The sequence below is a fragment of the Streptomyces sp. NPDC028308 genome (assembly GCF_055565855.1).
The window spans coordinates 203,952-216,586 of the sequence record NZ_JBVHTO010000017.1; the positions used below are offsets into that span (position 1 = coordinate 203,952).

The window sequence follows — 12,635 nt, forward strand, 5'->3', positions numbered from 1 at the left end:
GGAGGCGTCAGCGGCGTTCCGGTTTGGCGCTGCGCGACATGAGTTCCTTGAGCGCGACCACCGGCGGCTTGCCCTCGTGGACGATGCCCACGACTGTCTCCGTGATGGGCATGTCGACCCCGTGCCGGCGCGCCAGATCCAGCACCGATTCGCAGGACTTGACGCCCTCGGCGGTCTGCCTGGTGACGGCGATGGTCTCCTGGAGGGTCATGCCCTTGCCGAGGTTGGTGCCGAAGGTGTGGTTGCGCGAGAGCGGCGAGGAGCAGGTGGCCACCAGGTCGCCCAGGCCCGCGAGTCCGGAGAAGGTGAACGGGTCGGCGCCCATGGCGAGGCCGAGCCGGGTGGTCTCGGCGAGCCCGCGGGTGATCAGCGAGCCCTTGGCGTTGTCGCCGAGCCCCATGCCGTCCGCGATGCCGACGGCGAGTCCGATCACGTTCTTGACGGCGCCGCCGAGTTCGCTGCCGATGACGTCGGTGATGGTGTACGGGCGGAAGTACGGCGTGTGGCAGGCGGCCTGGAGGCGCCGGGCGACGGCCTCGGAGCGGCAGGCGACCACGGAGGCGGCCGGCATCCGCGCGGCGATCTCACGGGCGAGGTTGGGCCCGGTGACCACGGCGACGCGGTCCTCGCCGACCTTGGCGACGTCCTCGATGACCTCGCTCATCCGCATGGCGGAGCCGAGTTCGACACCCTTCATCAGGGAGACGAGGACGGTGTCGGGGGCGAGCAACGGCACCCACTCGGCGAGGTTGCCGCGCAGGGTCTGCGAGGGCACGGCGAGCACGGTGAAGTCGGCGTCGGCCGCGGCCTCGGCGGGGTCCGTGGTGGCGCGCAGGTTCTCCGGGAGTTCGACGCCGGGCAGGTAGTCCGGGTTCGTACGCGTGGAGTTGACCGCTTCGGCGAGTTCGGCGCGGCGCCCCCACAGGGTGACGTCGCACCCCGCGTCGGCGAGCACCATGCCGAAGGCCGTGCCCCACGATCCGGTCCCGAAGACGGCCGCCCTGACCGGCTTGCTCACGCGCCTTGCCCCTCTTCCTGCTGTGTCTTCGCCTTCGCCGCGGCCCTGCGGCGCTGTTCGATGCGTACCTGGCGGGGGTCGTAGGGCGTCTCGGGCGCCTTCTCCCCGCGGATCTCCTCCAGCAGCGCGGTGACGGCGGCCATGATGACCTCGGTCGCCTCCTTGAGGAGGTCGGGGGTCATGTCCTTGCCGTAGAAGCGCGAGAGGTCCACCGGCGGGCCCGCCAGCACCCGGTGGGTCTTGCGGGGAAGGAGGTTGGGCTTCCTGGCGTAGGGCGGGAGCAGTTCGTTGGCTCCCCACTGGGCGACCGGGATCACCGGGCACTTGGTCTGCAGCGCGACCCGCGCGGCCCCCGTCTTGCCGGTCATGGGCCAGCCGTCGGGGTCACGGGTGAGGGTGCCCTCGGGGTAGAAGGCGACGCATTCGCCGCGCTCCACGGCCTCGATCGCGGCTCGGAACGCGCTCAGCGCGTCGGTGCTCTCGCGGTAGACGGGGATCTGTCCGGTGCCGCGCATCGCGGCGCCCACGAACCCCTTGCGGAAAAGCGCCGCCTTCGCCAGAAATCGGGGAACCCGCCCGGTGTTGTACTGGAAGTGTGCGTAGGCGAACGGGTCCACATGCGAATTGTGGTTCACCGCGGTGATAAATCCGCCCTCAGCCGGAATGTTCTCCATTCCACGCCAGTCCCGCTTGATCAGAACCACCAGTGGCGGTTTGCACAGGACCGCTGCGAAGCGGTACCAGAAGCCGATTCTGCGGCGGGGCACGCGGACACCTTCCTCTAGGGCCTGGGGGCCCGCACAAGTGTCACCCCGGGCCGCCGGTCTGTCGAGAACACCGTACGCCCCGGTCGTGGGCGTCCCCGGGGGCCCGGGTCACAATGGGCGCGACAAGAGGGGACGGAACGCTCGTGCAGTGGACCTTGGTCATACCGCTCAAAGCGCTGGCGCGGGCCAAGAGCAGGCTCTCGGACACCGCTGGGGACGTGCTGCGTCCGGGCCTCGCCCTCGCTTTCGCCCAGGACACCGTGGCGGCCGCGCTGGCCTGCGCCGCGGTCCGCGATGTGGCGGTCGTCACGGACGATTCCCTGGCCGGGCGGGAGCTGGCGTCGCTGGGAGCCCGGATCGTCCCCGACGAACCGGCGGGCGGCCTGAACGCGGCGCTCGCGCACGCGGCGGCGGTGGTGCGTTCCCGAAGTCCCGAAAGCGCGGTGGCCGCTCTGAACGCGGATCTGCCGGCGCTGCGGCACACGGAATTGGAACGGGTACTCGACGCCGCCGCGGAATTCCCCCGCGCTTTTCTCGCGGACGCCGCGGCAATCGGCACCACCCTGCTGGCCGCCGCCCCGGGCCGGGAATTGCTGCCGTCGTTCGGGACCGCCTCCCGCGCCCGCCACCGGGCGTCGGGAGCCGCGGAACTGGACCTGGAAGCGGTGGATTCGGTACGCCAGGACGTCGACACCGGCGACGACCTGCGGGCGGCGCTGGCACTGGGCGTGGGCGCGCGTACGGCGGCCGCGGCGGCCCGGCTGCTGATCCCGGGCCGTCCGGTGGGGACCGCGGGTCCGCCGGCCCCCTGAAGTCCCCCCGTAGCACGGCGCCCGGGACGGGTCCTCGGGGAAGTGCGCCCGCGCCGCAGGCCCTAGGCTTCCCTCATGCAGGCGACCGCGTACACGTACGACCCCGAGACCCGCAGCGGCCAGGTGCTGCTCGACGACGGCACCCCGGTGCCCTTCGACGCGCCGGCGTTCGACGCGGGCGCCCTGCGGCTGCTGCGCCCGGGACAGCGGGTGCGCGTCGAGTTCGAGGGCGAGGGCGCCTCCCGCCACATCACCCTGGTCACGCTGCACACGTTCTGAGCGGGCGCCCGCCGCGCCCGGACACGCCGCGGGCCGGGCTCCCGATGGGAGCCCGGCCCGGCGCGTGAGTTGCCCTGCGCCCCTGCTACCTGCGGGCGGTGGCCTTCTTGGCGGTGGTCTTGCGAGCCGTCGACTTCTTGGCGGGGGCCTTGGTGGCCGTCGCCTTCTTGGCCGCCGGGGCCTTCTTCGCCGTACCCGTCGCCTTCTTGGCGGTGGTCTTCTTGGCGGCGGCCTTCTTGGTGCCGGTGGCGGCCTTCTTGGCGGTGGTCTTCTTCGCCGTGGCCTTCTTCGCCGTGGCGGTGGTCTTCTTCGCCGGCGTCGCCGTCGTCTTCTTCGCGGTGGCGGTGGTCTTCCTGGCGGCGCCCGTCGCCTTCTTGGCGGTGGTCTTCTTGGCCGCGGCCTTCTTGACCGTCGCGGAAGCGCCGCCGGACAGGCTGCCCTTGGGGGCCTTCTTGACGGCGACCTCGCCGCCGCGCGGCAGCTTCTTCGAGCCGCTCACCAGGTCCTTGAAGCCCTGACCGGCGCGGAAGCGCGGCACCGAGGTCTTCTTGACCCGAACACGCTCTCCCGTCTGCGGGTTGCGGGCGTAGCGGGCCGGGCGGTCGACCTTCTCGAACGAACCGAAGCCGGTGACCGAGACCCTTTCGCCGCTGACGACCGCACGGACGACCGCGTCCAGTACGGCGTCGACCGCGTCGGCGGCCTGCTGACGGCCGCCGACCTTGTCCGCAATCGCTTCTACGAGCTGCGCCTTGTTCACGTCTTCCCCTTCGGAGACATTGCCAGAACGAAAGTGTTCAAGCGTTTTCGCACGTTAGGCAGATATATACCGCAAATCAAACACGAAACGGGCTAATCACCCTTGTGCCGCAACGAACTCGGGCTGTCGCGGAGTTCTCAGCGTTCCTCTTCCGGGAATCGACCCTCGTCGAGGTCCGCCATGAACCGCTCCAGACGCCTTGTCGCATCGGCGAGATCGTGCTTGGCCACGGCCGTAATGACCAGCAGCTTCCGGGCCAGCGCCATCCGTACGCCCTCCGGGACTTGCAGTGCGCGCACTTGTGTGTGCGCTTCCTTGAGTTGGGCCGCGACCGCCGTATAGAGCTCGAGTTGGCCGTCGTGTTCCATGCACAGATTGTGCCATCTGGGGCGAGTTGTCGCCTGCGCAGGGGGCAACTGCGGCCTGTGGCGGCCTCCCGAACACCCCGGCGCCACGCGGCTTTCAGGTTCGCCTACCCCGCCAACCACCGCCGTAACGTGGGAAGTTGGCAGGCCGAAGGGGTGCCGGGAAGGTGTTCCGGGGGCAGACACGGCTGTACCCCCAACCGTCCACGATTGGGGGTACAGAGGGGTGTTGCGGGTGGCTGAAACCAGCCTTGTGTCAGCCGTTCGTCCGGCCCACCTGTCAGACCTGGAGCGTCTTCGGCTTGTACGAGGGGCGCTTCGCCTCGTACGCGGCGATGTCGCCCTCGTTCTGCAGGGTGATGGAGATGTCGTCCAGCCCGTTCAGCAGCCGCCAGCGGGCGTTCTCGTCGAGCTCGAAGGCGGCGGTGATGCCCTCGGCGCGCACCTCGCGGGCCTCCAGGTCGACCGTGATCTCGGCCTGCGGGTCCTTCTCGGCGAGGTCCTGCAGCGCGTCCACGGTCCGCTGCTCCAGGACCACGGTGAGCAGGCCGTTCTTCAGCGAGTTGCCCCGGAAGATGTCGGCGAAGCGGGACGAGATCACGGCCTTGAAGCCGTAGTTCTGCAGGGCCCAGACGGCGTGCTCGCGCGAGGAGCCCGTACCGAAGTCGGGACCGGCGACCAGGACCGTGGCGCCCGCGCGCTCGGGCTGGTTGAGGATGAACGACGGGTCCTTGCGCCAGGCCTCGAACAGCCCGTCCTCGAAACCGTCCCGCGTCACCTTCTTGAGCCAGTGAGCAGGGATGATCTGGTCGGTGTCGACGTTGCTGCGGCGCAGCGGGACGGCCCGGCCGGTGTGCGTGGTGAATGCTTCCATGACTTCTCAGACTCCAGCGGGCGTACGGGCGGCAGGCGCGTCGGACAGGTCGGCCGGCGAGGCCAGATGGCCCAGCACGGCGGTGGCGGCGGCGACCTGCGGCGAGACCAGATGCGTACGGCCGCCCTTGCCCTGCCTGCCCTCGAAGTTGCGGTTGGAGGTGGACGCCGAGCGCTCACCGGGGGCCAGCTGGTCCGGGTTCATGCCCAGGCACATCGAGCAGCCCGCGTGCCGCCATTCGGCGCCGGCCTCCTTGAAGACCACGTCCAGGCCCTCGGAGACGGCCTGCAGACCGACCCGTGCGGAGCCGGGGACGACCAGCATGCGTACGCCGTCGGCGACTTTGCGGCCCTCGACGATGGAGGCGGCGGCGCGCAGGTCCTCGATGCGGCCGTTGGTGCACGAACCTACGAAGACCGTGTCCACCTTGATCTCGCGCAGCGGCTGCCCCGCGGTCAACCCCATGTACTCCAGGGCCTTTTCGGCGGCGTGGCGCTCCGAAGCGTCCTCGTACGAAGCCGGATCGGGGACGGCCGCCGAAAGGGGTGCGCCCTGGCCCGGGTTGGTGCCCCAGGTGACGAACGGCGCCAGCGAGGCGGCGTCGATGACGACCTCGGCGTCGAATTCCGCGTCCTCGTCGGACTTCAGGGTCTTCCAGTACGCGACGGCGGCGTCCCAGTCCTCGCCCTCGGGGGCGTGGTCGCGGCCCTTGATGTACTCGAAGGTCGTCTCGTCGGGAGCGATCATGCCCGCACGGGCGCCGGCCTCGATCGACATGTTGCAGATGGTCATCCGGGCCTCCATCGAGAGCTTCTCGATGGCCGAGCCGCGGTATTCCAGGATGTAGCCCTGGCCGCCGCCGGTGCCGATCTTCGTGATGATCGCCAGGATCAGGTCCTTGGCGGTGACGTCCTCGGGCAGTTCGCCGTCGACCGTGATGGCCATGGTCTTGGGGCGGGCCAGCGGCAGCGTCTGGGTGGCCAGCACGTGCTCGACCTGCGAGGTGCCGATGCCGAACGCCAGCGCGCCGAAGGCGCCGTGCGTGGAGGTGTGGGAGTCGCCGCAGACCACGGTGGTGCCCGGCTGGGTCAGGCCCAGCTGCGGTCCCACCACGTGGACGACGCCCTGCTCCACGTCGCCCAGCGAGTGCAGCCGGACACCGAACTCCGCGCAGTTCTTGCGCAGCGTCTCCAGCTGGACCCGGGAGACCGGGTCCGCGATGGGCTTGTCGATGTCGAGGGTCGGGGTGTTGTGATCCTCGGTGGCGATGGTGAGGTCGAGGCGGCGCACCGGACGGCCGGCCTGACGGAGGCCGTCGAAGGCCTGCGGGCTGGTCACCTCGTGCAGCAGGTGCAGATCGATGAAGAGGAGGTCGGGCTCGCCCTCGGCGCGCCGGACGACGTGGTCGTCCCAGACCTTCTCCGCGAGTGTCCTACCCATCGCTTTCCCTCCGGCCGGCTTGTGTGGCGCCGGCCCAACTAGAGATCTCCGGGGCGGCGCGACGTGCGTACCCCTCGTCCGGACGTCTGCCACCGGGCCCGTTGGTCCGCGGGCCGCTGTGACTACCAGGGTGGCGCGTTCCACGGAAAATTGAACTTGCGTTTCACAGAGTGAGACGCGAGTATCGTTTCATGGACAACAGTAGCGGCGTAGGAGTTCTGGACAAGGCAGCCCTTGTCCTGAGCGCCCTGGAGTCCGGTCCGGCCACCCTCGCAGGGCTGGTCGCGGCGACCGGGCTGGCACGACCCACGGCACATCGCCTCGCCGTGGCACTTGAACACCACCGCATGGTGGCGCGCGACATGCAGGGCCGTTTCATCCTCGGTCCGCGGCTCGCCGAGCTGGCCGCGGCCGCGGGCGAGGACCGCCTGCTCGCGACGGCGGGCCCGGTGCTCACGCATCTGCGCGACATCACGGGCGAGAGCGCGCAGCTCTACCGCCGGCAGGGCGACATGCGCATCTGCGTCGCCGCCGCCGAGCGCCTCTCGGGCCTTCGGGACACGGTCCCGGTGGGTTCCACGCTCACGATGAAGGCGGGCTCCTCAGCCCAGATCCTGATGGCGTGGGAGGAGCCCGAGCGTCTGCACCGCGGCCTCCAGGGCGCGCGCTTCACGGCCACGGCCCTGTCGGGCGTACGGCGCCGGGGCTGGGCCCAGTCGATCGGTGAGCGCGAGCCGGGCGTCGCGTCCGTCTCCGCGCCGGTCCGCGGCCCCTCGAACCGCGTGGTCGCCGCCGTCTCGGTCTCCGGACCGATCGAGCGCCTGACCCGCCACCCGGGGCGGATGCACGCCCAGGCGGTCATCGACGCCGCCGGACGACTCTCCGAGGCCCTGCGCCGCACGGGCTGACCCGACCGGGGTGGGGCCGGCCTCAACGCCGCGGCAGGCCCTCCCCCCTCACCACCGCCCCGCACCCCGGGCCGTCTCCCGCCCGCGACCGGCCGACGCAAGCCCCTTCACGAGGGTGGCCCGCCGCCGGCCGCCGTCTCTGTCACGGCCCCTGTCACCGCCAGGCAGCCCTACCGGGCGCGGCTCCCCCACCGGACCGCCCCCGCCCGGCACCCCGTCGCGTCGCGCCATCTGGCCGCCGGCCCCCGAGTCGGCATCCGTCCCGCCCGGCTACCCGGCCGCCGGCCCGTCCTCGGCCCGCGGAACTGCCGGAACGGCCTCCGGAACGGCCTCCGGAACGGCCTCTGCCGCCGGACACACCTCCGGCGCCGCTCCCCGCGCCTCTCCCCCCGCCGCCCCGGACGACCGGTGCGCGAAGCGGTCGGCCGCCCTCCGTCCCCGCTTCTCCAGCGGCAGGACACCGTGCGCGGCGGCGAGACCGAAGGGCGGCATGTCGACGTAGATCGACTCGTACGACCCCTCCGGGACGACGTACGCCTCGTGCCAGAGCCCCACGTGCTGACGGACCTTGCCCGCCCGCTCCTTGCGGTTGACCATCGCCCACGCCCGGTGGTGGAACATGTCCGGCGCCGCCGCGTACGCGTAGAGCTTCTCCTTGGACTCCCAGTACTGGACCACGTAGTACGTGCGCGGGGAGGCGGTCAGCAGGACGTGACCGAGCAGCCCCCGGCCCGGGTCGCGGGCCAGTTCGCGCAGCATCCGGGGCATCGCCGCGAGCACCGGCAGCCAGTGGTGCACGGCCCAGAAGTGGTTGATGCGCATACCGATCAGCAGGACGGTCACGTCCCCCTCGGTGTCCGCGGTGATCCGGCCCGGGATCGGCTTGGCGAACATGTGGCCCCCCGTATTGGATAACGGCACTATCCAAGTGCCTGGTGCTTGGATAGTGCCGTTATCCATGGAGGGGCGCAAGACATGCGGCTGACGGAACTGAGCGAGCGCAGCGGAGTCTCCGTCGCGACCATCAAGTACTACCTGCGGGAAGGCCTGTTGGCGCCCGGCCGCCGGATCGGCGCGACGACCGCCGAGTACGACGAAGGCCATCTGCGCCGGCTGCGGCTGGTCCGCGCGCTGATCCAGGTGGGCCGGGTGCCGGTGGCGACGGCGCGGGAGATCCTCGGTCATGTCGACGACGACTCGCTGGGCCGCACGATCCGGCTGGGCGCGGCACTCTGGGCGCTGCCGCAGGAGCCCGAGCCGGACGAGGAGGACCCGGCCGTGGTCACCGCCCGGCGCGAGGTGGACCGGCTGTTGGAGAGGCTGGGCTGGGAAACGGCACGGGAGTTGAGCACCCTCTCCCCCGTGCACCGCTCGCTGGTGGTGGCGGTGGCCACGCTCATCCGGCTCGGCTATCCCTGGAACGCCGAACTCATGGCGCCGTACGCGGAGTTGATGCACCGGGCGGCCGTGCGCGACCTGGACTTCGTGGAGACGCACCCGTCGGAGGCGGAGAAGGTGGAGACGGCGGTCGCGGCCGCGGTCCTCTTCGAGCCGGTGCTGAAGGCGCTGCACCGGCTGGCGCAGGAGGAGGAGTCGGCGCGGCGGTACGGCATCGAGTGACCGGGAACGCCGCAGGGCCCCCACCGGAGTGGGGGCCCTGCGGACTGCGTACCCCCGACCGGATTCGAACCGGCGCTACCGCCTTGAGAGGGCGGCGTGCTAGGCCGCTACACAACGGGGGCGAGGATCACGAGTGATCCAGCTGGGCTACCAGGACTCGAACCTAGAACAACGGAACCAGAAACCGTCGTGTTGCCAATTACACCATAGCCCAATGATGGTCTAGACCACCGAGTACCCCCGACCGGATTCGAACCGGCGCTACCGCCTTGAGAGGGCGGCGTGCTAGGCCGCTACACAACGGGGGCCCTAGCGATCCTGCATGAGAGTCAGCGGGTGCGACCCGGACTGTCCCCCTGGGAAGGATCTGTACCCCCGACCGGATTCGAACCGGCGCTACCGCCTTGAGAGGGCGGCGTGCTAGGCCGCTACACAACGGGGGCCTTGCAGAGACTGGACTCTGCGATGCAGATAAGCTCTGCGAGCTGGCCTACCAGGACTCGAACCTAGACTAACGGAACCAGAAACCGTCGTGCTGCCAATTACACCATAGGCCACTGAAACGCCATCCCCCACGGGGATTTTGTTTTAGCTTGCGCCTCGGGGGTCCGGCCTTTCGGCCCGCTCTCCGGCGGCGCAGGAAGAACATTACCCGAAGGTGGACGGCGCTCCAAAACGGGTATCGGCGCCGAGCAGCGCGGGGAGTTCGGCCAGCGAGGCGATCCGGCGCGGGCCCGCGGCGGGCACGGCCGTGACGGTGTGGGCGCCGTCACGGTCGATCCACACGGAGAGCAGCCCCGCCTCGTGGGCGCCGCGGCCGTCGATCTCCGGGTGGTCGCCGACGTACGCGACCTGCCCCGGCGGCAGTCCGAGGGCGTCGCAGGCCGCGTGGAAGGCCTCGGGGGCGGGCTTGGAGACGCCCAGCTCGGCCGCGCACAGGACGGCCTCGAAGCGGTCGCGCACCCCGAGGACGCGCAGCTTGCGTTCCTGCACGTGCAGGCTGGAGTTGGAGAGCACGGCGTGGCGGTGGCTGCCGGCGAGCGCGTCCAGGACGGGCAGCACGTCCGGGAAGAGGGCCCACCCGGACTCGTAGTGACCGAGATAACGGTGGAACCAGGCGTCGGCCTCGGCGTCGGTCAGCTCCCGCCCGAGGAAGGCCCGCACACGGTCCCGGCGCTGCTCCTCGAAGGTCGCCTCGCCGGCCGCGAACCGCGCCCACTGCCGGTCGGTGTGCTCCCGCCAGTGGGCGAGGGCCAGCTCAACGGTCCCGTACGCGTCGAGCAGGCCCTCGGCGGCCAGGTGCCCGCGCATGCCGGAGCGGTCCGCGGCCGTGTAGTCGAAGATCGTGTCGTCGATGTCCCAGACCACGGCCCTGATGCTCATGCCCCGACGGTAACTCCGGCCGCACCCGCCTGTCCGGGGGTCGGGGAAGGGCGTACGACGACGGAAGGGGGGCGGCGTCCGGTCCGGACGCCGCCCCCCTTCGGTGTGCCGTGCGGTTACGCGGCCAGCCGGGCCAGGGCCGCGTCGACGCGGGCCAGGGTCTTCTCCTTGCCCAGGATCTCCAGGGACTCGAAGAGCGGCAGGCCGATCGTGCGGCCGGTGACGGCGACGCGGACCGGGGCCTGGGCCTTTCCGAGCTTGAGGCCGTGCTCCTCGCCGGCGGCCAGGACGGCCTCCTTGAGGGACTCGGGGCTCGACCAGTCGGCCGCCTCCAGCTTGGCGCGGGCCGTGCGCAGCAGGGCGTCCGAGCCCTCCTTCATCGCCTTGCTCCAGTGCGCCTCGTCGAAGACCGGCTCCGGAAGGAACAGGAAGTCGACGTTGTCCGTGATCTCGGAGAGGACCTTGAGGCGGGTCTGCGCGTGCGGCGCGACGGCCTGCCACTTCGCCTCGTCGAAGTCCTCCGGCGCCCAGGGGGCGAAGGGGGCCTTCAGCCAGGGCGCGCAGCGCTCGGTGAAGTCCTTCACGTCGAGCAGGCGGATGTGGTCGGCGTTGATCGCCTCGGCCTTCTTGAGGTCGAAGCGGGCCGGGTTCGGGTTCACGTCCGCGATGTCGAAGGCGGCGACCATCTCGTCCACGGAGAAGATGTCGCGGTCGGCGGAGAGCGACCAGCCCAGCAGCGAGAGGTAGTTGAGCAGGCCCTCCGGGAGGAAGCCGCGCTCGCGGTAGAGGTTCAGCGAGGACTGCGGGTCGCGCTTGGAGAGCTTCTTGTTGCCCTCGCCCATCACGTACGGCAGGTGGCCGAAGGCGGGGGTCTCCTTGGCGATGCCCAGCTCCGTCAGCGCCTTGTAGAGGGCGATCTGGCGGGGGGTGGAGGAGAGCAGGTCCTCGCCGCGCAGGACGTGGGTGATCTCCATCAGGGCGTCGTCGACCGGGTTGACCAGCGTGTAGAGCGGGGCGCCGTTCGCGCGGACGATGCCGTAGTCCGGCACGTTCTCCGGGAGGTAGGTGATCTCGCCGCGGACCAGGTCCGTGAAGGTGATCGGCTCGTCGGGCATGCGGAAGCGGACGATGGGCGTACGGCCCTCCGCCTCGTAGGCCGCCTTCTGCTCGGCGGTCAGCTCGCGGCAGTGGCCGTCGTAGCCGGACGGCTTGCCGGCGGCGCGGGCGGCGTCGCGGCGCGCGTCCAGCTCCTCGGTCGAGCAGTAGCAGTGGTACGCGTGACCGGCGTCCAGCAGCTTCGCGGCGACGTCCTTGTAGAGGTCCATGCGCTGCGACTGGCGGTACGGAGCGTGCGGGCCGCCCACCTCGGGGCCCTCGTCCCAGTCGAAGCCCAGCCAGCGCATCGAGTCGAGCAGCTGCAGGTACGACTCCTCGGAGTCGCGGGCCGCGTCGGTGTCCTCGATGCGGAAGACCAGGGTGCCCTCGTGGTGCCGGGCGAACGCCCAGTTGAACAGGGCGGTGCGGACCAGGCCCACGTGGGGGTTGCCGGTCGGGGAGGGACAGAAACGTACGCGGACGGAGCCGTTAGCCACGCTTGATCACCTTGTTGGTGAGAGTGCCGATGCCTTCGATGGTGACGGCGACCTCGTCGCCGACGTTGAGGGGGCCGACCCCCGCGGGGGTGCCCGTGAGGATCACGTCGCCGGGGAGCAGCGTCATGGCCTCGGTGATGTTGACGATCAGGTCCTCGACGGAGTGGATCATCTCGCTGGTGCGGCCGAGCTGGCGCTGCTGCCCGTTGACCGTGCACTGGATGGTGATGCCCTCGGCGATCGCCTGCAGTTCGAGGTCCGTCTCCACCCAGGGGCCGAGCGGGCAGGAGGTGTCGAAGCCCTTGGCCCGCGCCCACTGCTTCTCGCGCTTCTGGACGTCGCGCGCGGTGACGTCGTTGGCGCAGGTGAAGCCGAGGATGACGTCCTTGACGCGCTCGCGCGGGACCTCACGGCACATGCGGCCGATGACCACGGCGAGTTCCGCCTCGTGGTGCAGCTCGTTCGAGAAGGAGGGGTAGGCGATCTCGTCGCCGGGGCCGGTGACGGACGTCGACGGCTTGAAGAAGGCGAACGGGGCGTCCGGCACGTCGTTGCCGAGCTCCGCCGCGTGCTCCGCGTAGTTGCGCCCGAAGGCGACGACCTTGTTCGGGAGCACCGGGGGCAGCAGCCTGACCTTGCTCAGCGGGACCTTCGTACCGGAGAGCTCGAAGTCCGCGAACGGGATGCCCTTGATGATGTCGAGGACGAGCTCGTCCGGCCTGTCGCCCTCGACCGCGCCGAAAGCGACGTTGCCGTCGATGGAGAATCTGGCGATGCGCACGGGATCGTTGCGCCCCTCTGCTGAGCCGGCTGGAGT

General features: G+C 70.7%; 13 protein-coding genes, 5 tRNA genes and 1 pseudogene. 4 read left to right on the forward strand and 15 right to left on the reverse strand.

Going from position 1 to position 12,635, the window contains the following annotated elements:
* Window positions 1-7: 7 nt before the first annotated feature.
* Entirely contained in the window at window positions 8-1,018 is a 1,011-nt protein-coding gene (locus tag ACZ4VA_RS35220) for an NAD(P)H-dependent glycerol-3-phosphate dehydrogenase (RefSeq protein ID WP_355784670.1), read from the reverse strand.
* Window positions 1,015-1,785, reverse strand: a complete 771-nt coding sequence (locus ACZ4VA_RS35225; RefSeq protein ID WP_389391729.1) for a lysophospholipid acyltransferase family protein — start codon at window positions 1,783-1,785, stop codon at window positions 1,015-1,017. The genes ACZ4VA_RS35220 and ACZ4VA_RS35225 overlap by 4 nt, the downstream gene beginning before the upstream one ends.
* A gap of 143 nt (window positions 1,786-1,928) precedes the next feature.
* On the opposite strand from ACZ4VA_RS35225, the gene cofC reads away from it, so the two are divergent.
* Both cofC and ACZ4VA_RS35235 read left to right on the forward strand, forming a co-directional pair.
* Window positions 1,929-2,597 carry a 2-phospho-L-lactate guanylyltransferase gene (cofC, locus tag ACZ4VA_RS35230; protein WP_388906784.1) on the forward strand — a complete coding sequence of 223 codons (669 nt, stop codon included), beginning with the start codon at window positions 1,929-1,931 and terminating at the stop codon, window positions 2,595-2,597.
* Between the two features lie 75 nt (window positions 2,598-2,672).
* Entirely contained in the window at window positions 2,673-2,876 is a 204-nt protein-coding gene (locus tag ACZ4VA_RS35235) for a hypothetical protein (protein ID WP_356171907.1), read from the forward strand.
* Between the two features lie 85 nt (window positions 2,877-2,961).
* Here ACZ4VA_RS35235 and ACZ4VA_RS35240 read toward each other — a convergent pair whose 3' ends face one another.
* The 4 genes from ACZ4VA_RS35240 to leuC form a co-directional block, all read right to left on the reverse strand.
* Complete coding sequence (locus ACZ4VA_RS35240; protein WP_355790782.1) at window positions 2,962-3,636, reverse strand: HU family DNA-binding protein; 675 nt, start codon at window positions 3,634-3,636, stop codon at window positions 2,962-2,964.
* A 137-nt stretch (window positions 3,637-3,773) separates the two neighbouring features.
* A complete protein-coding gene (locus tag ACZ4VA_RS35245) occupies window positions 3,774-4,004 on the reverse strand; it encodes an SCO5555 family protein (protein WP_355790779.1) in 231 nt (76 codons plus the stop codon).
* A 277-nt stretch (window positions 4,005-4,281) separates the two neighbouring features.
* Window positions 4,282-4,875, reverse strand: coding sequence for a 3-isopropylmalate dehydratase small subunit (gene leuD, locus ACZ4VA_RS35250; RefSeq protein WP_355790776.1), 594 nt, complete (start codon window positions 4,873-4,875; stop codon window positions 4,282-4,284).
* 6 nt (window positions 4,876-4,881) lie between these two features.
* Complete coding sequence (gene leuC / locus ACZ4VA_RS35255) at window positions 4,882-6,315, reverse strand: 3-isopropylmalate dehydratase large subunit (RefSeq protein WP_355790773.1); 1,434 nt, start codon at window positions 6,313-6,315, stop codon at window positions 4,882-4,884.
* A gap of 191 nt (window positions 6,316-6,506) precedes the next feature.
* Here leuC and ndgR point away from each other — a divergent pair, with 191 nt between their 5' ends.
* Window positions 6,507-7,223, forward strand: coding sequence for an IclR family transcriptional regulator NdgR (gene ndgR / locus ACZ4VA_RS35260; protein ID WP_028806673.1), 717 nt, complete (start codon window positions 6,507-6,509; stop codon window positions 7,221-7,223).
* 381 nt (window positions 7,224-7,604) lie between these two features.
* On the opposite strand, the pseudogene ACZ4VA_RS35265 reads toward ndgR, so the two are convergent.
* Window positions 7,605-8,117, reverse strand: a pseudogene (locus tag ACZ4VA_RS35265) (DUF4188 domain-containing protein); the annotation flags it as partial.
* Window positions 8,118-8,198: 81 nt separating this feature from the next.
* Here ACZ4VA_RS35265 and ACZ4VA_RS35270 point away from each other — a divergent pair.
* Window positions 8,199-8,843: a MerR family transcriptional regulator gene (locus ACZ4VA_RS35270; protein WP_355792840.1), complete on the forward strand. Its 645-nt coding sequence runs from the start codon at window positions 8,199-8,201 to the stop codon at window positions 8,841-8,843.
* A gap of 49 nt (window positions 8,844-8,892) precedes the next feature.
* On the opposite strand, the gene ACZ4VA_RS35275 is transcribed toward ACZ4VA_RS35270, so the two are convergent.
* The 8 genes from ACZ4VA_RS35275 to ACZ4VA_RS35310 form a co-directional block, all read right to left on the reverse strand.
* Window positions 8,893-8,965, reverse strand: a tRNA-Glu gene (locus ACZ4VA_RS35275).
* A 20-nt stretch (window positions 8,966-8,985) separates the two neighbouring features.
* Window positions 8,986-9,057, reverse strand: a tRNA-Gln gene (locus tag ACZ4VA_RS35280).
* 21 nt (window positions 9,058-9,078) lie between these two features.
* Window positions 9,079-9,151, reverse strand: a tRNA-Glu gene (locus ACZ4VA_RS35285).
* Window positions 9,152-9,213: 62 nt separating this feature from the next.
* A tRNA-Glu gene (locus ACZ4VA_RS35290) sits at window positions 9,214-9,286 on the reverse strand.
* A 42-nt stretch (window positions 9,287-9,328) separates the two neighbouring features.
* Window positions 9,329-9,400: transfer RNA gene (locus ACZ4VA_RS35295), tRNA-Gln, on the reverse strand.
* A 91-nt stretch (window positions 9,401-9,491) separates the two neighbouring features.
* The gene (locus ACZ4VA_RS35300) at window positions 9,492-10,226 is read right to left on the reverse strand and encodes an HAD family hydrolase (RefSeq protein ID WP_356243180.1); all 735 of its coding nucleotides are present in this window, start codon (window positions 10,224-10,226) and stop codon (window positions 9,492-9,494) included.
* Between the two features lie 116 nt (window positions 10,227-10,342).
* Window positions 10,343-11,818 (reverse strand): glutamate--tRNA ligase, encoded by a 1,476-nt coding sequence (gene gltX, locus ACZ4VA_RS35305; protein ID WP_468084005.1) that lies wholly within the window; start codon window positions 11,816-11,818, stop codon window positions 10,343-10,345.
* Window positions 11,811-12,599: a fumarylacetoacetate hydrolase family protein gene (locus ACZ4VA_RS35310; protein WP_355793608.1), complete on the reverse strand. Its 789-nt coding sequence runs from the start codon at window positions 12,597-12,599 to the stop codon at window positions 11,811-11,813. Before ACZ4VA_RS35310 ends, gltX begins: the two co-directional genes overlap by 8 nt.
* Window positions 12,600-12,635: the final 36 nt, after the last annotated feature.

What these genes read in the sequence shown, in the direction of transcription:
- ACZ4VA_RS35270 (WP_355792840.1), top strand. Translation starts at nt 8,199, where the DNA reads ATGCGGCTGACGGAACTGAGCGAGCGCAGCGGAGTCTCCGTCGCGACC.
- ACZ4VA_RS35245 (WP_355790779.1), bottom strand. Translation starts at nt 4,004, where the DNA reads ATGGAACACGACGGCCAACTCGAGCTCTATACGGCGGTCGCGGCCCAA.
- ACZ4VA_RS35235 (WP_356171907.1), top strand. Translation starts at nt 2,673, where the DNA reads ATGCAGGCGACCGCGTACACGTACGACCCCGAGACCCGCAGCGGCCAG.
- leuC (WP_355790773.1), bottom strand. Translation starts at nt 6,315, where the DNA reads ATGGGTAGGACACTCGCGGAGAAGGTCTGGGACGACCACGTCGTCCGG.
- leuD (WP_355790776.1), bottom strand. Translation starts at nt 4,875, where the DNA reads ATGGAAGCATTCACCACGCACACCGGCCGGGCCGTCCCGCTGCGCCGC.
- ACZ4VA_RS35300 (WP_356243180.1), bottom strand. Translation starts at nt 10,226, where the DNA reads ATGAGCATCAGGGCCGTGGTCTGGGACATCGACGACACGATCTTCGAC.
- ndgR (WP_028806673.1), top strand. Translation starts at nt 6,507, where the DNA reads ATGGACAACAGTAGCGGCGTAGGAGTTCTGGACAAGGCAGCCCTTGTC.